The organism is Sulfitobacter noctilucae, from assembly GCF_000622365.1.
Classification (GTDB): domain Bacteria; phylum Pseudomonadota; class Alphaproteobacteria; order Rhodobacterales; family Rhodobacteraceae; genus Sulfitobacter; species Sulfitobacter noctilucae.
On sequence record NZ_JASC01000013.1, the window covers coordinates 1 to 25,707 of the forward strand.

General features: G+C 57.3%; 26 protein-coding genes. 10 read left to right on the forward strand and 16 right to left on the reverse strand.

Annotated features, from left to right (window positions below; genetic code table 11):
- From tuf to Z945_RS0106645, 5 genes are all read right to left on the reverse strand, one after another.
- The coding region (tuf, locus tag Z945_RS19490) for an elongation factor Tu (RefSeq protein ID WP_037970756.1) at window positions 1-1,118 on the reverse strand (1,118 nt) is incomplete at its 3' end.
- A 217-nt stretch (window positions 1,119-1,335) separates the two neighbouring features.
- Window positions 1,336-1,917 (reverse strand): hypothetical protein, encoded by a 582-nt coding sequence (locus Z945_RS0106625; protein WP_025051315.1) that lies wholly within the window; start codon window positions 1,915-1,917, stop codon window positions 1,336-1,338.
- 209 nt (window positions 1,918-2,126) lie between these two features.
- Window positions 2,127-3,221: a M48 family metallopeptidase gene (locus tag Z945_RS0106635; RefSeq protein WP_025051316.1), complete on the reverse strand. Its 1,095-nt coding sequence runs from the start codon at window positions 3,219-3,221 to the stop codon at window positions 2,127-2,129.
- Window positions 3,218-4,612 carry a DUF898 family protein gene (locus Z945_RS0106640; RefSeq protein WP_241434475.1) on the reverse strand — a complete coding sequence of 465 codons (1,395 nt, stop codon included), beginning with the start codon at window positions 4,610-4,612 and terminating at the stop codon, window positions 3,218-3,220. Before Z945_RS0106640 ends, Z945_RS0106635 begins: the two co-directional genes overlap by 4 nt.
- Window positions 4,590-6,896, reverse strand: coding sequence for a DNA topoisomerase IV subunit A (locus Z945_RS0106645; RefSeq protein WP_025051318.1), 2,307 nt, complete (start codon window positions 6,894-6,896; stop codon window positions 4,590-4,592). The genes Z945_RS0106640 and Z945_RS0106645 overlap by 23 nt, the downstream gene beginning before the upstream one ends.
- A gap of 205 nt (window positions 6,897-7,101) precedes the next feature.
- Between Z945_RS0106645 and Z945_RS0106650 the strand changes: the two genes are divergently transcribed.
- The 6 genes from Z945_RS0106650 to Z945_RS0106675 all read left to right on the forward strand — a co-directional run bounded on the left by Z945_RS0106650 (window position 7,102) and on the right by Z945_RS0106675 (window position 11,331).
- Window positions 7,102-7,692: an SH3 domain-containing protein gene (locus Z945_RS0106650; RefSeq protein ID WP_241434476.1), complete on the forward strand. Its 591-nt coding sequence runs from the start codon at window positions 7,102-7,104 to the stop codon at window positions 7,690-7,692.
- Between the two features lie 63 nt (window positions 7,693-7,755).
- Window positions 7,756-8,598 carry an SDR family oxidoreductase gene (locus Z945_RS0106655; RefSeq protein ID WP_025051320.1) on the forward strand — a complete coding sequence of 281 codons (843 nt, stop codon included), beginning with the start codon at window positions 7,756-7,758 and terminating at the stop codon, window positions 8,596-8,598.
- Between the two features lie 56 nt (window positions 8,599-8,654).
- Window positions 8,655-8,861, forward strand: coding sequence for a twin transmembrane helix small protein (locus Z945_RS0106660; RefSeq protein ID WP_025051321.1), 207 nt, complete (start codon window positions 8,655-8,657; stop codon window positions 8,859-8,861).
- On the forward strand, window positions 8,861-9,433 hold the full coding sequence (locus Z945_RS0106665) for a cob(I)yrinic acid a,c-diamide adenosyltransferase (protein WP_025051322.1): 573 nt from the start codon (window positions 8,861-8,863) through the stop codon (window positions 9,431-9,433). Before Z945_RS0106660 ends, Z945_RS0106665 begins: the two co-directional genes overlap by 1 nt.
- A 212-nt stretch (window positions 9,434-9,645) precedes the next feature.
- Window positions 9,646-10,404, forward strand: a complete 759-nt coding sequence (locus tag Z945_RS0106670; protein ID WP_025051323.1) for an electron transfer flavoprotein subunit beta/FixA family protein — start codon at window positions 9,646-9,648, stop codon at window positions 10,402-10,404.
- Window positions 10,405-11,331: an electron transfer flavoprotein subunit alpha/FixB family protein gene (locus Z945_RS0106675; RefSeq protein ID WP_025051324.1), complete on the forward strand. Its 927-nt coding sequence runs from the start codon at window positions 10,405-10,407 to the stop codon at window positions 11,329-11,331.
- Between the two features lie 50 nt (window positions 11,332-11,381).
- On the opposite strand, the gene Z945_RS0106680 is transcribed toward Z945_RS0106675, so the two are convergent.
- Complete coding sequence (locus Z945_RS0106680; protein ID WP_025051325.1) at window positions 11,382-12,215, reverse strand: DUF6473 family protein; 834 nt, start codon at window positions 12,213-12,215, stop codon at window positions 11,382-11,384.
- A gap of 159 nt (window positions 12,216-12,374) precedes the next feature.
- Between Z945_RS0106680 and Z945_RS0106685 the strand changes: the two genes are divergently transcribed.
- The gene (locus Z945_RS0106685) at window positions 12,375-13,250 is read left to right on the forward strand and encodes a 3-hydroxybutyryl-CoA dehydrogenase (RefSeq protein ID WP_025051326.1); all 876 of its coding nucleotides are present in this window, start codon (window positions 12,375-12,377) and stop codon (window positions 13,248-13,250) included.
- A gap of 111 nt (window positions 13,251-13,361) precedes the next feature.
- On the opposite strand, the gene Z945_RS0106690 is transcribed toward Z945_RS0106685, so the two are convergent.
- From Z945_RS0106690 to Z945_RS0106720, 7 genes are read right to left on the reverse strand one after another with little or no spacing between them, the layout of a single operon-like run.
- Window positions 13,362-14,237, reverse strand: a complete 876-nt coding sequence (locus tag Z945_RS0106690; RefSeq protein WP_025051327.1) for a lysophospholipid acyltransferase family protein — start codon at window positions 14,235-14,237, stop codon at window positions 13,362-13,364.
- A 32-nt stretch (window positions 14,238-14,269) separates the two neighbouring features.
- On the reverse strand, window positions 14,270-14,539 hold the full coding sequence (locus tag Z945_RS0106695) for an HPr family phosphocarrier protein (RefSeq protein WP_025051328.1): 270 nt from the start codon (window positions 14,537-14,539) through the stop codon (window positions 14,270-14,272).
- Window positions 14,540-14,549: 10 nt separating this feature from the next.
- On the reverse strand, window positions 14,550-14,942 hold the full coding sequence (locus tag Z945_RS0106700) for a PTS sugar transporter subunit IIA (RefSeq protein WP_025051329.1): 393 nt from the start codon (window positions 14,940-14,942) through the stop codon (window positions 14,550-14,552).
- Window positions 14,939-15,856, reverse strand: coding sequence for an RNase adapter RapZ (gene rapZ, locus Z945_RS0106705; protein ID WP_025051330.1), 918 nt, complete (start codon window positions 15,854-15,856; stop codon window positions 14,939-14,941). Before rapZ ends, Z945_RS0106700 begins: the two co-directional genes overlap by 4 nt.
- Window positions 15,853-16,290, reverse strand: a complete 438-nt coding sequence (locus Z945_RS0106710; protein ID WP_025051331.1) for an HPr kinase/phosphorylase — start codon at window positions 16,288-16,290, stop codon at window positions 15,853-15,855. Before Z945_RS0106710 ends, rapZ begins: the two co-directional genes overlap by 4 nt.
- A 6-nt stretch (window positions 16,291-16,296) precedes the next feature.
- Window positions 16,297-17,997, reverse strand: coding sequence for a sensor histidine kinase (locus Z945_RS0106715; RefSeq protein ID WP_025051332.1), 1,701 nt, complete (start codon window positions 17,995-17,997; stop codon window positions 16,297-16,299).
- A gap of 33 nt (window positions 17,998-18,030) precedes the next feature.
- Window positions 18,031-18,732: a response regulator transcription factor gene (locus Z945_RS0106720; protein WP_025051333.1), complete on the reverse strand. Its 702-nt coding sequence runs from the start codon at window positions 18,730-18,732 to the stop codon at window positions 18,031-18,033.
- Window positions 18,733-19,095: 363 nt separating this feature from the next.
- On the opposite strand from Z945_RS0106720, the gene Z945_RS0106725 reads away from it, so the two are divergent.
- On the forward strand, window positions 19,096-20,694 hold the full coding sequence (locus tag Z945_RS0106725) for a phosphoenolpyruvate carboxykinase (RefSeq protein ID WP_025051334.1): 1,599 nt from the start codon (window positions 19,096-19,098) through the stop codon (window positions 20,692-20,694).
- A 54-nt stretch (window positions 20,695-20,748) separates the two neighbouring features.
- Here the strand turns inward: Z945_RS0106725 and Z945_RS0106730 are convergent, their stop codons facing one another.
- Together Z945_RS0106730 and Z945_RS0106735 are read right to left on the reverse strand one after the other, a co-directional pair.
- Window positions 20,749-21,465: a hypothetical protein gene (locus tag Z945_RS0106730; protein WP_025051335.1), complete on the reverse strand. Its 717-nt coding sequence runs from the start codon at window positions 21,463-21,465 to the stop codon at window positions 20,749-20,751.
- Between the two features lie 93 nt (window positions 21,466-21,558).
- Window positions 21,559-22,506: a helix-turn-helix domain-containing protein gene (locus tag Z945_RS0106735; protein WP_025051336.1), complete on the reverse strand. Its 948-nt coding sequence runs from the start codon at window positions 22,504-22,506 to the stop codon at window positions 21,559-21,561.
- A 166-nt stretch (window positions 22,507-22,672) separates the two neighbouring features.
- Here Z945_RS0106735 and Z945_RS0106740 point away from each other — a divergent pair, with 166 nt between their 5' ends.
- Window positions 22,673-23,032, forward strand: coding sequence for a helix-turn-helix domain-containing protein (locus tag Z945_RS0106740; protein ID WP_025051337.1), 360 nt, complete (start codon window positions 22,673-22,675; stop codon window positions 23,030-23,032).
- Window positions 23,033-23,034: 2 nt separating this feature from the next.
- On the opposite strand, the gene Z945_RS0106745 is transcribed toward Z945_RS0106740, so the two are convergent.
- Window positions 23,035-23,799, reverse strand: coding sequence for a sulfite exporter TauE/SafE family protein (locus Z945_RS0106745; protein ID WP_025051338.1), 765 nt, complete (start codon window positions 23,797-23,799; stop codon window positions 23,035-23,037).
- 155 nt (window positions 23,800-23,954) lie between these two features.
- Between Z945_RS0106745 and Z945_RS0106750 the strand changes: the two genes are divergently transcribed.
- A complete protein-coding gene (locus Z945_RS0106750) occupies window positions 23,955-25,646 on the forward strand; it encodes an acyl-CoA dehydrogenase family protein (protein ID WP_025051339.1) in 1,692 nt (563 codons plus the stop codon).
- Window positions 25,647-25,707: the final 61 nt, after the last annotated feature.

The following is a 25,707-nucleotide window of genomic DNA, read 5'->3' on the forward strand; positions in this document are numbered from 1 at the left end:
GCGAAGCGCAGGCCCTGCTCCATCGCGATGGGCGCGATCAGCTCTACGTCGAACTTCAGGTTGTCGCCAGGCATCACCATTTCAGTGCCCTCGGGCAGCTGAACGGTGCCGGTGACGTCTGTTGTCCGGAAGTAGAACTGTGGACGGTAGTTCGCAAAGAACGGCGTGTGACGGCCACCCTCTTCCTTGGTCAGGATATAGGCTTCGGCTTCGAACTTCGTGTGCGGGTTCACGGAGCCGGGCTTACACAGCACCTGGCCACGCTCAACACCTTCACGGTCCACACCACGCAGCAGAGCGCCGATGTTGTCGCCCGCTTCACCACGGTCCAGCAGCTTGCGGAACATTTCCACGCCGGTACATGTGGTCTTCTTGGTGTCGCGGATACCCACGATTTCGATTTCGTCGCCCACGTTGATCACGCCACGCTCGACACGGCCGGTCACAACCGTACCACGGCCGGAGATCGAGAACACGTCTTCCACAGGCATCAGGAACGGCTGGTCTACAGCACGGGCAGGCGTCGGGATGTACTCATCCACAGCTGCCATCAATTCCCTAATTTTCTCTTCACCGATTTCAGGTTTGTTGCCTTCCATCGCCGCCAGCGCGGAACCCGCGACGATCGGAATGTCGTCGCCCGGGTACTCGTAAGAGGACAGCAGCTCGCGGATTTCCATCTCGACCAGCTCCAGCAGCTCTTCGTCGTCCACCTGGTCCACTTTGTTCATGAAAACAACCATGTACGGGATGCCAACCTGACGGCCGAGCAGGATGTGCTCACGCGTCTGGGGCATTGGGCCGTCGGCTGCGTTCACAACCAGGATCGCGCCGTCCATCTGGGCGGCACCGGTGATCATGTTCTTGACGTAGTCGGCGTGGCCGGGGCAGTCGACGTGCGCGTAGTGGCGTGTCTCCGTCTCGTACTCGACGTGCGCTGTGGAGATCGTGATGCCACGTGCTTTCTCTTCGGGCGCACCGTCGATCTGGTCGTAGGCTTGGAAGTCACCGAAGTACTTCGTGATCGCCGCTGTCAATGTCGTCTTACCGTGGTCAACGTGGCCGATTGTGCCGATGTTAACGTGCGGTTTGTTACGTTCAAACTTTGCCTTTGCCATGGTGGTAGCACCCTTATGTATTTGAGGGGCCACAGGGGCCCGGACCTTCTTCGGCACACGACAACACGCCCTGCACCGTTATGGCGGGCGATGTATTGGGTCTGGGCGGTAAAATCAAGCGTGTTTCACGCGGCTGCGTGATCTACAACGTCATAGTCGCAAGAGTGTATCTGCTTGGTCGTCTGCGATGCCAAAAGCCGCGGCCGCGATGCCAGCGTTATGCAGGGTCTTCTGCAACAGATTCGCCGACCGCGACAGGTGAGCCATTGAACCAGCCCTGTTCCTTGTTTTGCTTCACAAGAAAGTTCTCGATCTGTTTGGCCGCATTCTGTGACAGGTTTTTTAACTGCTCTTCCGCAGATTTGGTGTAGCCAGACCCGACAACCGGCCCCTGATCAAGCGATTCAAGCACCGTGATCGTATGCGGCTCGGGTGTCAGCTTGAGGTTTTTGGCATCGTCCCAAACAGTCAGCTTGATGATCAGGATGGATTTGGGCGAAAACACCAGCGGAATACCGGGCTGCGCCAGCACATAGCCTTCAACACTCATCCCGAAATGGTAATCCCGGCTGCCATTGTAGCGGCCAAAGCGTTCTTCCGTGGCATCAGAAAGTGCCTTGGCCAGAACCTCTTCGCTCACAGTACGGCTTAACGGACCTTTCTGCGCTTTGGGTGCCACTGCGATGTTATGCACCAAATTGAAATCGCCCAATGGCACCGGTGCGTCCTGCAAGTCACGTGCGCCATTGCAGGCAGTCAGGATCGAAAGACAGGTCAGAATGGCAAACAGGCGGATCATGGCGCGAACTTTCCGGTAACACCCCCAAGCGATAGCGCACGCCCCCTCAAGGTGCAATCAATTGCCACGTTTGCGGGGCGTGGTCAGCCGTTTACCTTCGTTCCGAACACCAAAGGGATTGCGATGGCCGATGACGCAGAGTTGCAGGAGGCGGCGATAAACCTGCCCCTGCGCCCACAGGGCGATGTTCGGTTAATAACAGAACCCGCCTAGTCGCAGATCGTTTGCACGGCGGCCCAGTCTGCGTCCATCATTGACGGGGTGTAAACCGCGTCTTCCTCCACCTCGGCCTGTGCCGCATTAATGCGATCACCAAGCGATGGATGGCTCAGGAAATGGGCAACCAGACCGTCCACGTCTCCGGTCTTGGCCCGCATGTTTTCAAACATGTCGCTCAGCGCACCGGGGTTGATGCCCGCCTGCGCCAACACATCATGGGCAAACGTATCCGCACCGATCTCGGCTGCCTGGCTGTATTGCGCGGCGATCAAGCGCTCGGCCAGAAACAGTACCACCGCACCGCCAGCAAAATCACCGAACAGCAGGCCTAGCACACCGATTGATCCCGCAGAGCGCAGCGCGTGGCGCGTGGGATCGGCGCTGATCACATGGCCAATCTCATGAGCGAGCACGGCGGCCACTTCGTCCGGGCCATTCGCCGCCTCGATCAAGCCGCGGAACAGGACAACAAAGCCGCCGGGCAGCGCGAAGGCGTTGACCATTTCGTGGTCCAGCACCGAAATGGTAACCTCCTGACTGAAATCGCGGTCTCCGCCCAAACGGCCCACAAGGGCGTTCAGCGCCGCAGTCCCTTCCGCGCCCTCGCAAATCTCCAGCGGGCTCAAACCGGATTCATCCAAGGCTTCGCGTATCTGACCAAAGGTCGCCTCGCCCAGCGCACGTTCACCTCCGGGCGGGATGAAGCCTGCGAGATTATCCGCAAGCAGAGGAACCAGGACAAATATTTGAAACGCCACAGCGGCCACCGCAGCCACAGCCCAGGCCACCAACCGCCCGCGTCCCTTTGGCGGTGCGCGCCGCGTCAGATGGGGCAAATGCTCCAACACAGATTTATCCGTCAGGTACAGCCGCCCGACCGGATCGGTGATACGGCGCAGGACAACTCCCGTCTTGCCGGCATGATCAGGCAGTTGGCGGACTTCACCTACAGGCCAACGCAGGGTATCGCCGTCATCCAATCCAATCTGCAACATGCCGCTGGCAATATGCAGGCTGACCTCCTGTGGCTCTGGCCTGTCACCGTCAAAATAGGCGGCCCCCAGGCCATCAAACCCGAGGCTCATATCGCAGCCCCCAGATCCAGAGCTTCGGCAAAGCCTTCTGCCTCGGCAAAATCATCGCGGTCCCTTTGGCTGATCAATCCCAAACCCTCTGTCACCGGCAGCGTGGTGGTACGCGCCATGTGACGCATCAGCGGAAAGGTCACAAATGTATTATAGAGCACGCCCCAAAGCAGAAAAAACGTCAGATACAAGACGGCGAACACTACAACCGATATCCAACGCGGCAGATCGGCAAGATAGTTTCTTCCCCATATGTCGTCAGCCAGCACCATATCCCCCCCAACGAACACCACCAGCGCCAGCAGCACGAGAGAGACAAGCCCCAGCACAAGTGTCAGATAGGCGATGAAATTGCCCAGCACATAGATAAAGGTTACGCGCACACCGCTGAGAGCAGAAGCGAACTGCACGCCGGGACCAAGCTTGTGATTGGCCATAATCCGCTTGCTGACCCACCGGTAATAGATCGCCCCGAAAAGCAGGCCGGACAGAGTGATCGGGATCAGCAAAAGCCGCTCTGGCCCCAGCAAATCAAAAGACGACCAGCTCCCGTTCATTGCATCATCAAGTTCCTTGATCAACTGGGTCGCGGTGATGGCGTCACCATCAAATACCGGATCAATATAGAATACCCACGCGATACTGGCACCCAGCGCGATCAAGCTAAAAACAAAGGGCAGCGTCGCGCGGTAGAGCATGGGCCATCGGCCGCCTTGATAAAGCCGCGCAGACCCAAAGAACATCCTGTCCGTTTTGTATTTTTCCAACAAGAACGTCATGCGCGGCCAAAGGATACCCAGCGTGACAATCGTGCAGAACCAATACCATAGCGCCCGCCAGGCATAACCCCAGGCGCCCTTTTCCAACCCAAAGCGCACACCGCGCCAGCGCGTGCGCGCCAGAACGTAACGTCGCGCCCGATAGCGTGCATAAAACCACAATGGGATCACGCCGGCAAAGCTGGCCAGATAGCCGATGACCGAGGAGTTGAAGACCGAGAAGCTGACGAACATCAGCAAGAGGTTCACCAGACCAATGTAGAACGTCAGGATCACCACAGCGATGAAGAACCCCAAAAGCTTTTCAATTGGATCGCCAGCATATTCCATGGGATGCCCACCGGGCCGCATGGCGGACCAGTACCACCGCCGCAGCCGCGTCTTCATCCAGAACCGGTAAAAGCCCAACGTGAGAATGGTGAAAAACCCGGTCTTGAGCGCCAACCAGAACAGCGCCCCGCGCCGTCCTGTGAAATCGACCCGCATTGTCCCGTCATCTGCTGGACCCACTGGCGCTGCGCTGCGCATTTTCGGGGTTGCGGCCCAGGGGCCTGTCTGGATCGACGTATCGCTCATCCCAACACAGGCGTCAGGACGTAAACTTGTTGTCACGCGGGAACCCACGCGGGGCCATCCGCCCGGCAGAAGCCCGTTTGCCGGTCCATTCGGCCAGCTCTGTCTCTGTCCGGGTGCGGCCCGCCGGGTCCAGCCAGCTCAACCCTTCCTCGCGGGTGAAAGTTGTCGCATCCGACAGTCCACCGTCCCTATATTTCTGCAAGCGTACGCCTTTGCCGCGTCCCATTTCCGGCAGCTCGTCCAGACCAAAAACCAGCACCTTGCGGTTTTCGCCAACGGTCGCCACCGAATCGCCGGTCACCGGCTTGCACACCAGCGCCTGCGAAGGTGCCCGCACGTTCAACACCTGTTTGCCACTGCGCGTCTGCGCGACAACGTCGGCCTCAGGCACCACAAATCCGTCACCCGCAGAGGACGCGAGCAGCAATTTGCCTTCAGGCCGGTGAATGAACAGCGCGACGATCTGTGCCTCATTAGGGAGATCGACCATCAAGCGCAGGGGTTCACCCATGCCACGCCCGCCGGGCAAGTTTGACGCAGATATCGTATAGAACCGACCGTTTGATCCAAAGACCAAGAGCCTGTCCGTGGTTTCAGCATGGAAGATGTGGCGCGGCCCGTCACCGTCTTTGAATTTCAAGTCGCGGGCCAGATCGATATGGCCGGTCATCGCCCTGATCCAGCCCATCTGCGAACAGACCACAGTGATCGGCTCTCTGTCGATCATCGCCTCAAGCGGCACATCCTCGACCTCGCCCGCTTCGGCAAAGGTGGTGCGACGTGCGCCGCCGACCCAATCCTTGCCAAATTGCTTTTTGGTCGCCTTCAACTGCTCGGTGATGGACTGCCACTGCAAATCCGCACTTTCCAGCAGGTCTTCCAGCCCGGCGCGTTCTTCCATTAGCTCGGATTGTTCACGAAGCAACTCCAGCTCTTCCAGACGGCGCAAAGAGCGCAGGCGCATGTTCAGGATCGCATCGACCTGCACGTCTGACAGCTCGCCCTCTCCGGGCGGTGGCGATACGTAGTCGGCTTCGTCCATCGCACGAACGTGGTCTTTGCCCCAATCCTCGCGCATCAGGGCCGCCTTGGGATCATCGTCATAGCGGATGATGTCGATCACACGGTCAAGGTTCAGGAAGGCAATGATAAAGCCTTCGAGTACTTCCAACCGGTGGTCGATCTTTTCCATCCGGTGCGTCGAGCGGCGTTGCAGCACTTCGCGACGGTGATCAAGAAAGGCGCGCAGCACTTCCTTCATCGAACAGACGCGCGGAGTGACCCCGTCAATCAGCACGTTCATGTTCAGCGAGAACCGCACTTCTAGATCGGAGTTGCGATAGAGCATGCCCATCAAGACTTCAGGGTCCACGTTCTTGGACCTCGGCTCGATCACCATGCGGATGTCGTCGGCGCTTTCATCCCGGACATCGGCCAGAATGGGTATTTTCTTGGTCTGGATCAGCTCGGCGATCTTCTCGATCAGCTTGCCCTTTTGCACCTGATAGGGAATTTCGGTGACCACGATCTGCCACAGTCCACGGCCCAGATCCTCAACCTCCCAGCGGCAGCGGAGGCGGAAGCCGCCCTTGCCCGTGCGATAGGCGGTCGCGATGTTCTCGGGCGGTTCAACAATGATGCCGCCCGTCGGAAAGTCGGGCCCGGGCACATAGTTCAACAACGTCTCGTCCCGACAATCGGGCACTTTGATCATGTGGATGCAAGCGTCACAAAGCTCGGCAATGTTGTGCGGCGGTATGTTCGTCGCCATGCCCACCGCGATGCCACTTGATCCATTGGCCAGCAGATTCGGAAATTGCGCAGGCAGCACCGCAGGTTCGGTCAGCGTGCCATCGTAGTTCTCGCGGAAATCGACGGCGTTTTCGTTCAGCCCTTCGAGCATCGCTTCTGCGACTGCGGTCATCCGCGCTTCGGTATAGCGGCTGGCAGCGGGGTTATCCCCGTCAATGTTGCCAAAGTTGCCTTGCCCGTCGACCAGCGGGTACCGGACGTTGAAGTCCTGCGCCAGCCGCGCCATCGCATCATAGATCGCAGCGTCGCCATGCGGGTGATAGTTGCCCATCACATCGCCACTGATCTTGGCCGACTTACGGTATCCCCCGTTCGACGCCAGCCGCAATTCGCGCATCGCATAAAGGATACGACGGTGCACGGGCTTGAGCCCATCGCGGGCATCCGGCAAGGCACGATGCATGATGGTAGACAAAGCATAGGTCAGATAGCGGTCGCCCAGCGCAAGGCGCAGCGGTTCCGAGATATTGCGAGGATCAACCTCGGGGGGATCGGTGATATCTGACATGACGGTTTTTGTATCTCCGTGATGCCGTCTCAGCAAGCGCTTGCTGATGCGGTTGCGACCATTCTGGCACAGATGCCACGGGGGAAAGGTTTCTGTGAATTCCCGTCTATCGTTTACCGAATTAAACGCTATTGGAACTTTGACGCTATTTTTTGTGTTAAACTATCAAGAATCACGAATGTGGGGTAAGGTGATGATACGGTTCATGTTATTGTCGTTCGGCTTTCTCGGCTGGGCCTTTTACGAGATGAGCGGTGGCAGTGATTTCGATGCTGGCGCGATCCGCGAAGCACGCCTAGCTGCCATTGAGGCGGAGAAACCGCAAAAGCCGGCACCTGCGCCCGCCCCTGTGATCGTTGCGGATGCGCCGAAGGTTTTCGTAGATACTGATCCACCACAAACGGGCGATGTAACACGGGTGGCGTTGAACCTGACAGAACTCGAAAGCGCCGTCACCGCCGACGCGCAAGAGCAGCAAGCTGTGCCTCAAAACGTGGCAACTGTGACCTCTTCGGCAGATACGCCCGCGATCATCCCCAGTTTGATTGACCCGAATGATGGCGTGACCAGCGGGCATTCTATTCCTACCTCCGCAGCGGGCGACATCCGCACCGTCACCGGCAACCGAGTGAATGTGCGTGGCGGACCGGGCACAGACTTTGGCATTGTCGCCCGTCTGGTGCGCGGTGACGCGGTGAAAATTCTCCAGGATGATGGCAACGGCTGGGTCCGGCTTGAGCCAATCGACGGTGGCCCCGGCGGCTGGATGGCGGATTTCCTGCTTGAAAGCAGCTGACAGGTTGCTTTGACACCCAACTCACGCGATCAAAGGCCTGCGGTGATACCGGAGGCCTTTTTCATGTCAGAAACCCCGTCCAAGCGATCTATTCTGATCACCGGATGTTCCACTGGCATCGGCTATGCTGCAGCGCACAGCTTGCGCGACCGGGGCTGGCGCGTCTTTGCCGCCTGTCGTCAGACCAAGGACTGCGCCCGCTTGCAGAGTGAAGGTTTCGACGCGCCGCTCTTGGACTATCAGGACGAATCCAGCATCCATGCCGCCCTTGCGCAGGTGCTTGACGCGACGGGCGGACGGCTGGATGCGGTCTTTAACAACGGTGCTTTTGCCATTCCCGGTGCTGTCGAAGACCTGCCCACCGATGCGCTGCGCAGCATATTCGAGGCGAACTTTTTTGGCTGGCACACACTGACCCGTGCTGTGATCCCCGTGATGCGCGACCAAGGGGCCGGCCGGATTGTGCAATGTTCCTCGGTGTTGGGTCTCATCTCCACTCCCTGGCGCGGGGCCTATAATGCCACGAAATTCGCGTTGGAAGGACTGAGCGATACGCTGCGGCAAGAAATGAAAGGCACCGGGATCGAGGTAATCCTGATCGAGCCGGGGCCAATCACATCGGATTTCCGCAAGAACGCGGCAGCGCAGTTTGAACGCTGGATCGAGTGGACCAAAAGCCCGCGCGCCGCGCAATACGAAAACCAGCTGCGCAAACGGTTGTACGATTCGGTGAACAAGGCCTCCTTTCAACTGGAGCCAGATGCGGTGGTAGGCAAACTGATCCATGCCATCGAAAGCCAGCGACCAAAGCCGCGTTACTACGTCACACTCCCTACTTATTTCGCCGGTTTCGCACGGCGCATCCTGCCGACGGGCCTACTTGATAGGATTATGGGGCGCCAATAGCCCTTGCACAGCGCGACAACGCGGCTACATCTCGGTGCCTGACAAAGGGGAATACCATGACCGAAGATCCACTTTTCACCATCGTTCTGCTGGCGGTGTTCGCTGTCCTGGTTGTTTTGATGATTGGTTTGGGGGGATTCGCCGGCGGCGGGGCTTTTAACAAGAAAAACGCGAACCGGTTGATGCGCTACAGGATCATCGCACAATTCATTGCGGTGGCGCTGATACTGGCGTTCGTTTGGCTGCGCGGGGGGGCAAGCTGATGGTTGTGCTGAACAAGATTTACACGAGAACCGGAGACAAAGGCACAACAGCACTTGGCAACGGGGACCGGGTTGCGAAACACGATGCACGCGTCGAAGCCTATGGCACGGCGGACGAATTGAACTGCTTTGTGGGTGTGGCGCGACTTGAGGCGACGGGCGAAACAGATGCCGCCCTGTCGCGCATACAAAATGATCTGTTCGATCTTGGTGCCGATTTGTGCCGTCCCGATATGGCCGCCGATAAAGACGCAGAATATCCGCCGCTGCGCATGGCGCCTGCACAAGTTGACCGGCTCGAGGCCGAGATTGATCTGATGACATCACAACTCGAGCCACTTCGCAGTTTTATCCTGCCAGGTGGATCAAAACTGTCGGCGCACCTGCATGTTTGCCGCACAGTGGCCCGCCGGGCAGAGCGTCTTGCGATGTTGTTGTCCGAACGTGAAGACGTGAATGTGGCGGCCGTGACGTATTTGAACCGGCTCAGCGATTGGTTCTTTGTCGCCGCCCGCATGGCGAATGATACCGGCAAGAAAGATGTCCTGTGGGTGCCGGGTGCCAACCGCTAGGACAGCTAAACGAAGCGGGAGCTCTGTTTTCGCATGGTATGAAACCATGCAAACAAAGCCGATGGCCGCGCTCAGACACGAAACGCGGCGTCCTAAGTGCCGCAGATGCCGATTTTGCCCTGTTTTGACGTGATTTGTTTCGTTAAACCAGCGCAAGAGAGATAAACCGCTCCGCCCCAAAGGCTGGGCAGCAACCAAGGAGAGTAACGCTCATGAAGGTGCTTGTACCTGTCAAACGCGTGATCGACTACAACGTGAAAGTGCGCGTCAAAGCGGACGGATCGGGTGTTGATCTTGCCAATGTCAAAATGTCGATGAACCCCTTTGACGAGATTTCGGTCGAACAGGCGATCCGCCTGAAAGAAGCCGGTCAGGTCGAAGAGGTCGTTGTGGTCTCTATCGGCGTCAAGCAGGCGCAGGAAACTCTGCGTACCGCACTGGCAATGGGTGCAGACCGGGCCATTCTCGTCGTCGCCTCCGATGATGTGCACAATGACATCGAACCGCTGACTGTGGCCAAGATCCTCAAGGGGATCGTGGACGAAGAGCAGCCCGGATTGGTGATGTGCGGCAAACAAGCGATCGACAACGATATGAACGCGACCGGCCAGATGCTGGCGGCGCTGATGGGGTGGTCACAGGCGACCTTTGCCTCTGACGTCGAGATTTCGGGCGACAAGGCCAAAGTCACACGCGAAGTGGACGGCGGCTTGCAGACCATTGAAGTGACCATGCCGACAGTCATCACTGTTGACCTGCGCTTGAACGAGCCGCGCTATGCATCGCTGCCCAACATTATGAAGGCAAAGAAAAAGCCTTTGGAAGAGAAGACACCAGCCGACTATGGCGTCGACGTCGCGAACCGCTTGGAAATCGTCAAAACGGTCGAGCCAGCCGAACGTGCTGCGGGCATCAAAGTCGGATCAGTCGATGAACTGGTTGCGAAACTCAAAGAAGCGGGGGCTGTGTAAATGGCTGTTCTACTCCTTGCAGAAATCACCGATGGCGAACTGGCAATGGATGCCACTGCCAAGGCCGTGACCGCATGTAAGTCACTGGGCGATATCACTATTCTGGCCGCAGGTGGCACCGCCGCAGCTGCGGGTGAAGCCGCTGCCAAAATCGACGGCGTGTCCAAGGTGCTTGTCGCTGAAGACGAGACATTGGGCCATCGGTTGGCGGAATCCACTGCCGCCTTGATCGTGTCGCTCGCGGGCGATTACGACCACATCGTCGCCCCGGCAACCACAGACGCAAAGAACGTGATGCCACGGGTCGCGGCTCTTTTGGATGTAATGATCATCTCCGACGCCTCCGGCGTGGTGGATGCCGACACATTCGAACGTCCAATCTATGCAGGCAACGCGGTGCAGACCGTCAAATCCTCGGACGCCAAGAAGGTCATCACCTTCCGTGGCGCGTCCTTTGATGCAGCAGGCGAAGGCGGTTCCGCCTCTGTCGAAACCATCGGTGCTGCTGCTGATCCAGGCCTGTCGAGCTGGGTTGAAGACAAGGTCGCCGAGTCAGATCGCCCCGAACTCACATCTGCTGGTGTGGTTGTGTCTGGTGGTCGCGGTGTCGGTTCCGAAGAAGACTTTGCGCTGATCGAGAAACTGGCCGACAAGTTGGGTGCCGCCGTTGGCGCATCGCGTGCTGCGGTTGACAGTGGCTATGCCCCGAACGACTGGCAAGTTGGCCAGACCGGTAAGGTCGTGGCCCCAGAGCTTTATGTCGCCGTCGGCATTTCCGGTGCGATCCAGCACCTTGCCGGTATGAAAGACAGCAAGATTATCGTCGCCATCAACAAAGACGAAGAAGCGCCGATCTTTCAGGTTGCCGACTACGGGCTCGTGGCCGATTTGTTCGAGGCCGTGCCAGAGTTTATCGACAAACTCTGATCCTGCCTCAAACGAAGTTCAAAAGGCCCGCCTTCATCGGCGGGCCTTTTTTATCGCAAGGCTGCAATGGCGTTACAAAGCGCTTCCGCAGCCTCGGCATGCGCCGCCGGACCAAGCATTCCAGAGGCAGCAACAACATCCATGTCATCATAGATCATGCCCTCGGTGCCGCGCGATAGCGCGTTCTTGGACGGGACCACTTCGACAACAGATGTGCAATATGGCGCAATCTCATCCATCATCTGACGGGTGACAAACAACGGATCACGGCCCAGGTCGCCGGCTCCATCGTCGCTCTCATCCTCCGGTGCATGATCCGCAAACCACAGCACAATGGACTTGCCCGTAATGCGTTTCAGCATCAGACGCATACGCGCGCTCCAGGCATCCTGAAGCTCTTGGCGAACGGCGGCAAAGCGCTCCGCCGATGTTTGTTTGAGGCAGTTCAGCATGTGTTTATTGAAATGGAAGTCCGAAAAATCCACCTCGCGGTAGATCGTACGTAATAGAGATGCTGTCGTTACGAACCGATCGTTGCGCCGCGGATGCACCGCATAAAAGCGATTCGTCATATTCTGCGCCCCCATCACCTGAATAACAGCAATGTCTGAACCGGATGCCGCATCCATGACAAAAGGATCAGAAGAGAAGGCATCAATACCCGCGTTGATCTGACCGAAGTTTGCACAGGTCAGTCCTGTGGCTTTCTCGACCAGGGCCGGAAACGGCGTTTCGATGAACTTTCCGTATGTTTCGGTTGTGCCGATAAAGGACAGATACGGCTCTTTCAGCTCGCGCCGGGGACCCCGGAACAAAAGTTTCGACGTGCCATAACGGCACGGCAGATAGTCTAGGGGACCCTGCCCCAATGCGTCATAGGTCATCTCACCCACCTTGTTTTACTCACCCAAGGCCCTGTTTGACAAAGCGGGCTTGCGATTCTGTTAAACGCAGCATTTGCCATGTGTTTGAGTGAAACGCTGCCCTTGCGGCGCGCCCCCTGCCCGCCCTATTGTACCCCGAAGACCTAGAAAGGACCTTTGATGGACATCCAGACAATCGGGATTGTAGGCGCGGGCCAAATGGGCAACGGCATTGCGCATGTGATGGCTTTGGCCGGGTATGAGGTGATGCTTACGGACGTCAGCGCCGAAGCGCTGGAAAATGCGATGAAGATCGTTGAGGGCAATATGGCCCGACAGGCCGGACGCGGCAAAATCACCGATGAAGAGATGGTCGAGGCGATGAAGCGCATCGGCACCACAACCACGCTGACCGATTTGGGCAAGAGCGACCTGATTATTGAAGCCGCAACCGAGCGGGAAACCGTCAAGCAGGCGATCTTTGAAGACCTGTTGCCCTCCCTCAAGCCCGAGACGATCCTGACGTCAAATACGTCCTCAATTTCGATCACCCGACTGGCCAGCCGGACCGACCGGCCCGAGCGGTTCATGGGGTTCCACTTCATGAACCCCGTTCCTGTGATGCAATTGGTTGAATTGATCCGGGGCATCGCGACGAACGAGGAAACCTATGCGGCCTGCAACGCAGTCGTCGAAAAGCTTGGCAAGACCGCGGCGGCGGCAGAGGATTTCCCGGCCTTCATCGTGAACCGGATCCTGATGCCGATGATCAACGAGGCGGTCTATACGCTTTATGAGGGGGTCGGTAACGTCAAATCCATCGACAGCTCTATGAAGCTGGGGGCCAACCATCCGATGGGTCCATTGGAGCTGGCCGATTTTATCGGGCTGGATACCTGTCTGGCGATTATGAATGTCTTGCACGACGGTCTGGCAGATACCAAATACCGGCCCTGCCCCTTGCTGACGAAATATGTCGAAGCAGGATGGCTTGGTCGCAAGACCCAGCGCGGGTTTTATGACTATCGCGGCGACACGCCGACGCCGACGCGCTGAAACACAAGCGGGCGGCTTGGGTTGAGAGTGCGGACGGTATATAAGGCCAAAAAGAGAAAGTAGGGCGGCACTGCGACTGCGAATTGGTGCGCCTGCGGGTCGGGGCGCGGTTCAGTCGGTTAGCGAGAGCGTGTGCTTGCGCAGCCAAGCCATGAAACCGCGCGGATCATCGGCGCGGGCTTCGATTTCGGCGTGAGGGATCGGATGGCCCACAATCGGCCCTTGTGGCTTGTTGCAGGCATGCACGATTTCATGCAGCAAAAGACCCTGACGCAGCATCGGGCTGAGTTTGTTGGCGATCTGGTAGGCGCGGCTGTTCTGGCCGGGGAACTTCATCGGCACGACTGTCGCACCGGAGCGGCGGATCATCTTTGCGGTAAAGACGTTCCATTCCGCTTCGACTGCTGGCCCCCACCATGTCTCGGACGCCGCCACCACGCCGGACGGAAAGAGCGCCACGACACCGCCATTCTGCAAGTGTTTCATCGCCTTCGCACGCATCTCAACACCCTTGCGCTGGGCATCAGGGTCATGCGGAAACGGCACGGGGATCATGAAGCTACCAGCGACTTCGTCGATAGACGTCAGGAGCGAGCGTGTGAGGATGCGATAATCGGGGCGGACTCTGCCGATCAGATCGGCAAAGATCATACCATCAACCATGCCATGCGGATGATTGGCGACAACGACCACGGGCCCTTCACGGGGGATGCGGGAGAGTTGGTCCTGCGGGGTGGTCAGGTCGATCCCCATCGTATCAAGCGCACCACGCCAGAACGCCTGCCCTGTGGGCGCGCCGGCACGCTCGAACTTGCGCACAAGGCGCAAAATCGTGAGCTTTCCGGTCAGCAATTCGATCAGCCCGATGATCCGCGATTTCACCGGATCGCTGAACGTGGAGGCATAAGACAAACTGCTGCGGTCGTATTTGACCGGTGCATCTGTATCGGCTCTCGGCTCCGCTATGGACTGTGCCTCATCGACCAAGAAGATCCCCTTTTCAGGTCCGCTTGCAGGCCCTAGTGGCCCTCGCCAAACTTGTCCGCAACCAACGCGGTCAAGGCCTCGGCCAGCGCCTGCGCATCCGGGCCCGAAGTCGTCACTTCAATAGTGCTTCCCCGTGCAGCTGCCAACATCAAAAGACCCATAATACTATCGCCTGATGCAGTCATGCCATCCTTGGCGACCTCGGCGCGGGCGTCGAATGCCTCGACCACTTCGACCAGTTTGGCTGACGCACGGGCATGAAGCCCTTTTTCGTTTACAATTTTCAGAGAAACCTGGGTCATTTTGGGGCCTTTAGCTGACGCTGACATTTTGGCTGTCGATATATTTCTTACCAGCCTCAAGAGCGGCACGCACGGCATCGGGCACATCCATCTGGCGCGATTTCGCCAATTTGATCAACATGGGCAAATTCGCCCCGTATAGAATGCGCCGGTTCTCAGGCTGACAGGCGCGCATCGACAGATTGGACGGCGAGCCGCCGAACAAGTCGGTGACAACCACAACGCCCTGGCCCTGGTCAACTTCATCGGCAGCGATACAGATCTCTTCCTGCTTGCCATCCCGGTCGTGATCAGCGTGGATTGCGATTGCCCGAACGCCGTTCTGAGACCCGACGACGTGTTCAATCGCCGCGAGGTATTCCTGCGCCAATCCGCCATGTGCGACGATCACTATACCGATCACTGACTACCGTTTCCTTCCAACTGACGATCAAGTTCGCGGTGCCTTATTGACACCTGCCACCCCCGTTGCGCAAGGCGCAAAGCGTGGTGCTCTGCCAAGGTTACTGAACGGTGACGGCCCCCTGTACAGCCAAATGCAATCGAGATGTTGGACTTGCCCTCTTCGCGGAATGCTGGAAGCAGAAGATCACTCAGCGACAGCACCTGATCCGCAAAAGAATCAAATCGCGGATCAGCGCTGACGAATTCCGCAACACTGGCCTGTCTGCCATCCCCTTCACGCAGGCTCGGCTCCCAGTAAGGGTTCCGCAAAAACCGGCAATCGTAAACCATGTCGACCGACCGTGGTAAGCCCCGTTTGTAGGAGAAGGACTGCACCGAAATACTGAGCAAACGCTGGCCTTGGGGGGCAAACCACCGCTCTACCTCGGCACGCAGTTCGTGGATGTTCAGATGCGTGGTCTCGATCAGGACATCTGCCCGGAACCGCAGGGGGCGCAAGAGAACCTGCTCTCTCTCGATCCCGGCAATGGGAGGGCCACCATCAGCCAAAGGATGGCGGCGCCGTGTTTCAGAGAAGCGGCGCAGCAGAACATCAGGCGCGCAATCGAGATAGAGCATTTCGACCGAGACGTCAGTTCGTGCGGATAGTTGAGCCAACAAGTCAGTCACGCCGTTGGTCGAGAAATCCTGCGTGCGGGCGTCAATGCCAAGCGCAAGTGCGCCATCACCCGCCCCCTGGTCCAGAAGTTGAGGCAAAAGGCGCAGCGGCAGGTTGTCGATTGCTTCGAATCCGGCATCTTCAAGCACGTTAAGGGTAGTGGAGCGCCCGGCACCGGACGCACCGGTGACCAGAACGATCCGACGCTTCCGCGGCGGTAGCTCAATTTCAGTGGACGACGCGTTCTCGCTCATGGGTGACGAGGTATACCATGGCGCAGGCAAAGCAAGACAGCAGCGGCAAAATCGCCGGTGTCAGGATGCCAAAGACACGGCAATGTGACCCCCAGCACGCTGTAGTCGTGCGGGCGGGGCAGGCGATCAGGTTCTTCCCGATCCAGATCGACCACCAACGCCACGGGCGCCGGTCCTGCTTGTGGTAGTTCGAGCAAACCTACGCCACGTGCTTCGATGCGGCCTTCAAGGGCAGGCGGTACGGAAGCTATGAGTTTGGTGCCGTTGACGTGGAGAGTGGTTCTGTCATCCGCAACCAGCACCGCGCCGTAGCAGATAAGTTGCAACGCCAGCGTGGATTTCCCCGCACCCGATGCCCCTAGGATTAACGCCGCGCGTCCGCCAACACTGATGGCCGTTGCATGAAGCGTTTCGTGAAGCGACTCACTGCTCATGACAGATCAGATGGGCAAACCTACCACAAAGCGGGCACCCAATGGGTCGGAGGTGATATCCGCCTCGGTTGGGCGGATATTCTCGGCCCAGATCACACCGCCATGGGCTTCAACGATCTGCTTGGAAATCGCGAGGCCAAGACCGGAGTTGTTGCCGAAGTGTTCGTCAGGCCGCTGAGAGTAGAAACGTTTGAAGATTTTGGACAGCGCCTGTTCAGGGATGCCGGGACCCGTGTCTTCAACCACAACCAGCACACGGTTTTCGCGCTTGCGGGCCCAGACACGAATCGCGTCTCCGTCTTCGCAAAAGGAAATCGCGTTGGTGATCAGGTTAACGAATACCTGCGCCAAGCGCGCTTCCAACCCGTGTACAAAGATGGGCTTCTCCGGAAGGTCGGTGATGAAATCAATACCTTTGCTTTGGGCATCCTCACCCAGATACTGGCCCAGATTGCCCACCATTTTAAGAAGGTCAAATCGCTCTTCTTCTTCTTTGACCAGTTCGGAATCAAGCCGCGAAGCGTTAGAGATGTCACTGACAAGCCGGTCCAGACGACGCACGTCATGGTCGATCACATCCAGCAGTTTCTCGCGCTGGTCTTCGCGCTTGATCATCCGCAGGGTGCCCACGGCAGAGCGCAAAGAGGCAAGCGGGTTCTTGATCTCATGCGCAACGTCAGCGGCAAATTGTTCGTTGCCATCAATTCGGTTGTATAGCGCCGATACCATGCCACGCAGCGCACCGGACAGCCGCCCAATCTCATCGGGCCGCGCCGTCAGATCGGGGATCCGAATGCGGCCCGGGTTCATCTTGCGAGCATCCTTATCGCGACCCAATTCAGCAGCAGCAGCCAAATCCGCCAGCGGATTGGCAATGGTCGAGGCCAGAACAAGGCTCAGGCCGATGGAAACAAGTGTGGCAATCACGAACATGCGCAGCACGCGCTCGCGTTCACCGCGCACAAGACGGTCGATTTCACCGGCGGCCGAAACGATGGCAACAACGCCGTATTCGGTACCATCCTTCAGGATCGGGGTCAGGACGGTAAAGAGCGTGCCGCCCTCAGCATCCAGCGTGTCCTCAATCCGCGTACCGTTTTCAAGACTGCCGGCAATCAGCGGTTTAAACTGCTCTTCAAGCGGCAGAATAGGCGCAGCATTGCCACTGCTGAAAGGCGCAGAAAGCTTGTCCCAGACCCAGCTCAACCCATCCGTCAGGAATGTCGGTCCGCGCATATCGTCGCCATTGCCTGTCTCGCGAACGGTCATCGTGCCTTCGGACCGCGCGACAAGCTCTGGCACTGTGTCGTAGATATAAACGGTGATGCCACTGCGCAGCTCGATCGCGTCAAGCGTGGCTGCCGCATCAATTGCCCCATCGCCGGACAGGGCAGCCTCGCCCGTATCGGGCAATTTCGCTTCGAACACATTGGCGATCAGCTCGGCTTCAGAGACCAGTCCGGCCGCCCGCTGAACCGCTAATGAATCCCGCGAGGAATTGAGGTAGAGAATGCCCGCAACAAGGATGTTGAGGGCAATCAGATTGAAGGTGATGATCTTGCGCGTCAGCGCGGAGCCCCGAAGCGAGAAAAGCCCCCGCCGTTCCCGGTGCATGCGCATCTCGTCGACACCTGTGCTGTTCGGGGCGACCCAATCGTCGCCCAGTACAACATCACCGTCCCGCGCAGATGTGCTTAGATCACGCACACGATTCCTTTCGGCAATTGCCCTTAGGCAATATCACTCTTCATTATATCTGTAGCCGATACCGTAGAGCGTCTCAATCGCAGAGAATTCATCATCGGCGGTGCGCATCTTCTTGCGCAAGCGCTTGATATGGCTGTCGATGGTGCGGTCGTCGACATAAACCTGATCGTCATAGGCGACATCCATCAACTGATCGCGCGACTTAACGAAGCCGGGACGTTGGGCCAAGGCTTGCAACAGCAGGAATTCAGTCACCGTCAGGGACACGTCATTGCCCTTCCAGGACACTGCATGGCGCAGTGGATCCATCCGCAGATCGCCACGCTCCATCACTTTTGTTTCTTCGGTATCTCCAACTTCGCCCGTATCAACCGCATCCTGGCGGCGCAGCAATGCGCGGATACGTTCGACCAACAGCCTTTGGCTAAAGGGTTTTTTGACGTAGTCGTCGGCACCCATCCGCAGGCCCAGCACTTCGTCAATTTCGTCATCCTTGGACGTCAGGAAGATGACCGGCATCGCCGTCTTCTGGCGCAGACGCTGCAACAGGTCCATCCCGTCCATGCGCGGCATCTTGATGTCGAGCACGGCCATATCGGGGAGCCTTTTGTTAAATGCATCCAACGCGGCCTGACCGTCGTTGTATGTTTCCACCTCAAAACCTTCGGCTTCGAGAGTCATCGACACAGACGTCAGAATATTTCTGTCGTCATCCACCAACGCAATTTTTGACATTGCCTGTTTCCTTGTACTGCTCAATTTTCGTTTTTTGTATTTTGAGCCATTGATCACCACTTTTGCCCGGCGAATCAATCTCTAACTGCGAATCACCCAAGCCTCTGGCCATATTTCCGCCATAATTTGGTTAGGAATGACTAAATTGCCGCAGTTTCCCCGCCGCGATGATCCATAGACTTTGTCCTATTTCACGCTTCGCGGCCAAAGTTTGCCATGATGGCGCTAACTGCCACTTGGCCGTCTGTTCATTTCGCAAATCATCGTGTTAAGAGCCACACATGGCCTGATCCAGGGCCACGGGCGCATCCGCCCTTTCTTAAGCTCTGCGCCTGAAACACGTGCGCCTACAGGAGAGATTACATGACATTTGGACGGGTAAACCCGCAGTTCCGCCTTGAGGATCAACAGATCACCGGGTTGGGCGATGTCTATTACAACCTGATGGAACCCGCGCTGATCGAAACCGCGCTGAAGCGGGACGAGGGCACACTGGGCAATGGCGGTGCCTTTTTGGTCACCACCGGCAAGTTTACCGGGCGCTCTCCCAAAGACAAACATGTGGTCAAGACCGCCAGCGTGGCCGAAAAAATCTGGTGGGAAAACAACGCCGAGATGTCGCCCGAAGGGTTCGACGCGCTTTATGAAGACATGCTGGCCCACATGCAGGGCAAGGAATATTTCGTCCAGGATTTGGTCGGCGGTGCGGACCCGCGTCATTCGATCAACGTACGCATGGTCACCGAATTGGCATGGCATGGCCTGTTCATCCGCCACATGCTGCGCCGCCCGGACCGTGCCGATCTGGATGATTTCATCGCCGACTTCACAGTGATCAACTGCCCCAGCTTCTCTGCTGATCCGCAAAAACACAATTGCCGGTCAGAGACCGTTATCGCGATGAACTTTGACCGGAAGCTGATCCTGATCGGCGGCACGGAGTATGCGGGCGAGAACAAGAAATCCGTCTTCTCACTGCTGAACTATCTTCTTCCTGAAAAAGGCATCATGCCGATGCATTGCTCTGCCAACCATGCGGTAGGCAATCCTGTTGATACAGCTGTGTTCTTTGGTTTGTCCGGTACGGGCAAGACAACACTTTCCGCAGATCCGCAGCGCGTTCTGATCGGCGACGATGAACATGGCTGGTCTGACAACGGCACCTTCAACTTTGAGGGGGGCTGTTACGCCAAAACAATCAACCTCAGCCGCGAAGCGGAGCCGGAGATTTACGACACTACGTCGAAATTCGGTACCGTGATCGAAAACATGGTCTACGATGAAGAGACCAAGGAACTGGATTTTGACGACGACTCACTGACGGCGAACATGCGCTGCGCGTATCCGCTGCACTATATTTCGAATGCGTCAGAGAAAGCGGTCGGCGGACACCCGAAGAACATCATCATGCTGACCTGCGATGCCTTTGGCGTGCTGCCCCCCATCGCACGGCTCACCCCGGCGCAGGCGATGTATCACTTCCTGTCCGGCTTTACTTCCAAGGTTGCGGGCACAGAGCGCGGCGTGACCGAACCTGAGCCGACCTTCTCCACCTGCTTTGGCGCGCCCTTCATGCCACGTCGGCCGGAAGTCTACGGCAACCTGCTGCGCGAAAAGATCGCCCAGCACGGCGCGACTTGCTGGTTGGTGAATACGGGCTGGACCGGCGGCGCTTATGGCACCGGGAGCCGGATGCCGATCAAGGCAACGCGCAACTTGCTGACGGCCGCGTTGGAAGGTGCACTGGCGTCCGTTGAATACCGCAAGGACGCGAACTTCGGTTTCGAAGTGCCCGTCGCGGTACAGGGTGTGCCGGACATCCTGCTTGATCCGCGCCGCACATGGGACAACCCCGAGGCCTATGACCGTCAGGCAGCTAAACTGGTTGGCATGTTCTCGTCCAATTTTGAGCAGTACCTGCCCTTCATCGACGATGATGTGAAATCAGCCGCGATCGGCTAACGCAAATGCGCACAAGAGCCGCCCGATAAGGCTCTTGTGCAACGACAAAAACGATCAGCCCGCTTCAGCCACCAAATCCTCGATCGGGATATCGAGCATGTATTTCGCATCTTGACGGCTAAGATAGATAAGAAACGCCTCGATCAGCTTTTCGCGCCCATGCACCGCCCAGTTCAACGCCCCAGGTTCGCAGTGCATATAGCCGACCCGGCTGGAAAAGCCTTTGAACACGACAGCACGTACCATAAAGGCAAAGATCCAGTCAGGATCCCAACGCCGGATCGCTTCCGTCAGGCCGAAACGTGTCAGAACGGTCGACAGCCCGTTTCCTCGGTAAAGCGTGCCCTCCGGTGCCATCCAGACCTCACCATGGTAAACTGTGCTGCCTCTGATTCCATGTGCACCCGGTGACGAACGATAGCGGGATCTTGAAAAATCCACACCCGGGATCGGCGGTGGAAACTTACAATAGTTGCGCCGCAAATATTGGCTGAGCGGCAGGCCAGTCAAATCGATGGTCTTGAATGCCTGGGTATGTACCAAAACCCCATCGCTATTGCGCCCGATCAGCCAGAAGCCGTTTCCATCCCCAAGGGGATGAAGTTCTGGATTAAAGGGGTCGCCCAGTTTCTGGGTAGGTCTTTCTTCCGCGATAACACGCGCATACTCGGTAAAATCACTGCTGATGGTCACATCAATCCCGTGTCCAGCAAGAATCGTATTGCTGGCCGCGACCAAAGCAGCGGGACCATTCGAAAATTGAAACGTCATGGCCTAGTGCCTCCTTGTCCGTTCACCCGTTAAAGTAGGACAAAAGGCATGGAAATACCCGCAATTTGAATCTCGTCGGCTAAATCTTGTCGTTCAGGGGCCTTCACCCGAGGCCAATGCCTCGAACTTGGCATCCGCCAAGTCGAGCGCCGGGATGCTCAGATCAGCCAATGCGGCAAGATCCTCGCTGGGCAAACCAGTGATTTGAACACTAGCAGTGGGATTTACCAAGGTCATTACCGCAAGGGAGCCATCCGGGAAAAACCCTGATATCATAAGGCGTTCGTAGGCCATCGGGGCCCATCCTTGGCCATCCTCGTCCGGCATTCTTGTAAAAACGTGATCCAGACGGGCCAGCTGCGTTGCCTGCACATCAAAAAATGCCTCGTTCAGCATATGGCCAAATGCCTCTCCGGCGGGCAATTCACCAATCGCCAGCCCGACGCTTGAGCGGGCGTAATCCAGACCGAACCAATCCACATATGCAGACTTCTCGCCGAACTCGACGCAAATCCATTTATTGCCTGATTCGCGGTAGATCATCAGGTACGGCCGAATATGCGCAAAATGTGGACTTTGGATGTGGCCGCCCGCCATTGTCCACGCACGGAAGGCCTCGCGCAGAATTAAGTGCTCCTGCTGCCAGATCAATCCCATCGGTTTCTGCTCTTGGTAGAAGTCCCAATCGCCCTTATGCGCCTTGAGGAACTGCAGCGCCCCAACTGACCCTGCGCCACCGCCAAGCCAGATCTCGCCCCGTGCAAGGATGTCTTTCGCGCCAGGTAGCACCCTTTTGCCGAGATCGGTCAGGACGTATCGGCGCTCCTCAACGAAAAAAAGCGGCCCTTTCATCTCGACTTCGAGGTTCAAAATATGCCGCCTCACGGTTTGCCGGGTGCTGCCAAGTACCTTGACTGCATGACTTAAATTTAGCGTGGAGGCCAAAGTGACAAAGGAACGGATCATCTCGAACAAGAGCGCTGGCGGCGCACTCGCTTCAGGGACCGTCGTACCACTTTCAAAACTTGGATTAGCATTCATAGTGTTATCTTTATAACTGATTGGGTAAACAAATAATACATCAATATAATAAATTTAATACTTCGACTATCTATCCGTGTATCAAAGATAACCAAATGTATGCAATTGATTGAATATGGTGTTTTAGCGAATAACCCTGAGGATACACAACCAGAGGTTAACACTTATGTCACATCCCGTCGATCTGCACGTCGGTCGCAAACTCAAACAGATTCGCACCCTCCGGCGTTTGTCCCAAACGGATGTTGCGAAGAAACTGAACTTGTCCTTCCAGCAAATTCAGAAATACGAAATTGGATCAAACCGTGTCGCAGCCAGCCGCCTGTTTGAACTTGCCCAGATTCTGGATGTGCCGCCGTCTTTCTTTTTCGAAGGCCTGCATGACAACGAAAACAGCGCGCCTCAAAAAGACCCCGGCATGGAGATTGTAAGCGCGCTTGCCTCTATTAAGGACGACGAGATTAAAACGCGCATCGTGACCTTTATAGAAGACGTGTCAGGTGTAACGGTCGCCCGCCGCGGTTAAGCCTAATACAGCGCGCGCCGCATCAGGTTTGCCCCAGCGATCAGCAACATGATCAAGGTAAACCGCTTGAACGTGCGTTGATCCACGCGATCAGAGAATTTACCGCCAGCCCACATTCCGATCAGGGCTGGTAGAACCAATACTAGTGAAAACGGCAGTGTCTCTGCACGCAACACGCCTGATCCGGTATGCGCGAGTGTTAACGCCACAGCGCCCATGCCGTAGATCACGCCTTGCACCCGCATTTGATCCCCTTTCGGCGTGCCAAGCGCTGTCAGATACATGACTGTCGGCGGCCCCCAGACCCCGGCCAGCCCGCCCATTACGCCAGCAACCGCCCCCACCGCTGTCTCGACGACCGCGCTGCGACGTTTGATGGAGAACAACACGCCCAGCAATTGCAGCGCCGCATAGGAAAACGCAGGCAAACCGATCGCGAACAGCAGAACTTCTTCGGGCACCACCCGAACCATTTGAGCGGCCAGCACCAGCGTCACGCCGCCTGCCATCAGGAAATACCGGAACGCCTTGATCGACTCCCAAGCCGCCTGTGGCCCCTGCCGCAACGCTTGGACGCCGTTAGACATCAAAGTCGGGATGATCAGGCCAGCCAACGCCAGTTCCGGCGCGAGAAACAGCGTCAGCCCTGAGATCAGCACGAGCGGCATCGCGAAACCGACCACGCCTTTGACGAATCCCGCGCAGAAGGCGATAGTCAAAGCAAGCAGACCCGTGAGCGGGCCCAGAAATGGGAAAAGCGCGTCCATAGGTCTACATAACAGGTCCATTTCCGACTGCACGACGAAACCGCAATACATTTGGGCGCGCAATTTTAAACCAAATTGACGCAGCAAAACGTATCTTTGTTGTGCTGCACCTGCGAAGGCGCTATGTGCGGGATAACAATATGAGGATAGAAAATATGGCACATGATGGTCAGGATATGACACTCGTGCAGGCACCGGTCCTGCTGGATGACTTGCTTGGTTTGACAGCCGCTGCTGTCCCCCCGGTCGAGGCTGTTTTGGAAAAGGCAAAGGACGCAGTCCGCGCTCTGGTCAGCGACAATGACCGCGTATGTGCCGCCCTTGTCGAACAGCACCAGACCGCATCCCACGGCCTGGCCTGGCTGGCAACCTATACGCAATCCTTACAGCAAATGCAGAAATGGGCCGAAGCCCTGAATGCCCAAGGCAAATTCGGCGAGACTGAACAACTGATCCATCAGATCGCATTTGGCGAATACCTTTGCCAGATCTACGGCGGTATCCAGATGAACCAGGGCGAAATCCTGCGCCTGCAGGATATGGGCCTGAGCCAGGATGACATGCTTGGCCAGATGGAACCTGCCATCCAGACCCTGACGCAGGGTGGCAATACACAAGGCGCACGGACCCGTCTGGTCGAGCTGATGCAGGAGCAGTCTGCCAATATCACTGTCGGCGCTTCAGGCCTTGATGAAGAGCTTGAAATGATTCGCGAGCAGTTCCGCCGCTATGCGGTCGACAAGGTCGAACCCTTTGCCCACGAATGGCACCTCAAGGACGAGCTTATCCCGATGGAGGTGATCAACGAACTGGCCGAGATGGGTGTATTCGGCCTGACCATCCCCGAAGAATTCGGCGGATTCGGCCTGTCCAAAGCGTCGATGTGTGTCGTTTCCGAAGAGCTTTCCCGCGGCTACATCGGTGTCGGCTCGCTCGGGACCCGCTCCGAGATTGCGGCAGAGCTGATTATCGCAGGCGGCACGCAAGAGCAGAAAGAAAAGTGGCTGCCCAGGATTGCCTCTGCCGAAACACTGCCAACAGCTGTCTTCACAGAGCCGAACACCGGTTCTGACCTCGGTTCCCTGCGAACACGCGCGGTCAAGGATGAGAACGGCGATTACAAGGTGACAGGCAACAAGACCTGGATCACCCATGCTGCCCGTACCCAGATCATGACATTGATGGCGCGTACCGATCCGAACACGACAGACTACAAAGGCCTGTCGATGTTCCTTGCGGAAAAGACACCCGGCGATGATGCGAACCCCTTCCCGACCGACGGAATGACCGGCGGCGAGATCGAAGTGCTCGGCTACCGTGGAATGAAGGAATACGAACTGGCATTCGATGACTTTCACGTCAAAGGCGAGAACCTGCTCGGCGGCGAGGAAGGCAAAGGCTTCAAACAGCTGATGGAAACCTTCGAATCGGCCCGCATCCAGACCGCAGCCCGCGCCATTGGTGTGGCCCAATCCGCGCTCGATATTTCAATGCAATACGCACAGGACCGCAAGCAGTTCGGCAAGGCGCTAATCAACTTCCCCCGTGTCTCTTCCAAACTAGCAATGATGGCGGTCGAGATCATGGTTGCCCGCCAGCTGACCTATTTCTCTGCATTTGAGAAGGACGACGGGCGTCGCTGTGACGTCGAGGCCGGCATGGCCAAGTTGTTGGGCGCCCGTGTGGCATGGGCCGCAGCGGACAATGGTCTGCAAATCCACGGCGGCAACGGTTTCGCGCTTGAATACAAAATCAGCCGCGTGTTGTGCGACGCCCGCATCTTGAATATCTTTGAAGGTGCGGCTGAAATTCAGGCACAGGTGATCGCGCGTCGTCTTCTCGGCTGATACCCGCACTAAGCAGAGGAGGCATGACTTGCCTCCTCTACGCCCTCGGGCGTAACAAGGG

Bases quoted from the DNA above. Each gene is read 5' to 3' on its own strand.
- Z945_RS0106745 (WP_025051338.1), bottom strand. From the start codon at position 23,799: ATGGACGCGCTTTTCCCATTTCTGGGCCCGCTCACGGGTCTGCTTGCT.
- Z945_RS0106635 (WP_025051316.1), bottom strand. From the start codon at position 3,221: ATGAGCCTCGGGTTTGATGGCCTGGGGGCCGCCTATTTTGACGGTGAC.
- Z945_RS0106695 (WP_025051328.1), bottom strand. From the start codon at position 14,539: ATGACCCAGGTTTCTCTGAAAATTGTAAACGAAAAAGGGCTTCATGCC.
- Z945_RS0106625 (WP_025051315.1), bottom strand. From the start codon at position 1,917: ATGATCCGCCTGTTTGCCATTCTGACCTGTCTTTCGATCCTGACTGCC.
- rapZ (WP_025051330.1), bottom strand. From the start codon at position 15,856: ATGAGCGAGAACGCGTCGTCCACTGAAATTGAGCTACCGCCGCGGAAG.
- Z945_RS0106735 (WP_025051336.1), bottom strand. From the start codon at position 22,506: ATGAATGCTAATCCAAGTTTTGAAAGTGGTACGACGGTCCCTGAAGCG.
- Z945_RS0106740 (WP_025051337.1), top strand. From the start codon at position 22,673: ATGTCACATCCCGTCGATCTGCACGTCGGTCGCAAACTCAAACAGATT.
- Z945_RS0106650 (WP_241434476.1), top strand. From the start codon at position 7,102: ATGTTATTGTCGTTCGGCTTTCTCGGCTGGGCCTTTTACGAGATGAGC.
- Z945_RS0106680 (WP_025051325.1), bottom strand. From the start codon at position 12,215: ATGACCTATGACGCATTGGGGCAGGGTCCCCTAGACTATCTGCCGTGC.
- Z945_RS0106725 (WP_025051334.1), top strand. From the start codon at position 19,096: ATGACATTTGGACGGGTAAACCCGCAGTTCCGCCTTGAGGATCAACAG.
- Z945_RS0106750 (WP_025051339.1), top strand. From the start codon at position 23,955: ATGGCACATGATGGTCAGGATATGACACTCGTGCAGGCACCGGTCCTG.
- Z945_RS0106660 (WP_025051321.1), top strand. From the start codon at position 8,655: ATGACCGAAGATCCACTTTTCACCATCGTTCTGCTGGCGGTGTTCGCT.
- Z945_RS0106685 (WP_025051326.1), top strand. From the start codon at position 12,375: ATGGACATCCAGACAATCGGGATTGTAGGCGCGGGCCAAATGGGCAAC.
- Z945_RS0106670 (WP_025051323.1), top strand. From the start codon at position 9,646: ATGAAGGTGCTTGTACCTGTCAAACGCGTGATCGACTACAACGTGAAA.
- Z945_RS0106720 (WP_025051333.1), bottom strand. From the start codon at position 18,732: ATGTCAAAAATTGCGTTGGTGGATGACGACAGAAATATTCTGACGTCT.
- Z945_RS0106730 (WP_025051335.1), bottom strand. From the start codon at position 21,465: ATGACGTTTCAATTTTCGAATGGTCCCGCTGCTTTGGTCGCGGCCAGC.
- Z945_RS0106645 (WP_025051318.1), bottom strand. From the start codon at position 6,896: ATGTCAGATATCACCGATCCCCCCGAGGTTGATCCTCGCAATATCTCG.
- Z945_RS0106675 (WP_025051324.1), top strand. From the start codon at position 10,405: ATGGCTGTTCTACTCCTTGCAGAAATCACCGATGGCGAACTGGCAATG.
- Z945_RS0106665 (WP_025051322.1), top strand. From the start codon at position 8,861: ATGGTTGTGCTGAACAAGATTTACACGAGAACCGGAGACAAAGGCACA.
- Z945_RS0106710 (WP_025051331.1), bottom strand. From the start codon at position 16,290: ATGAGCAGTGAGTCGCTTCACGAAACGCTTCATGCAACGGCCATCAGT.
- Z945_RS0106655 (WP_025051320.1), top strand. From the start codon at position 7,756: ATGTCAGAAACCCCGTCCAAGCGATCTATTCTGATCACCGGATGTTCC.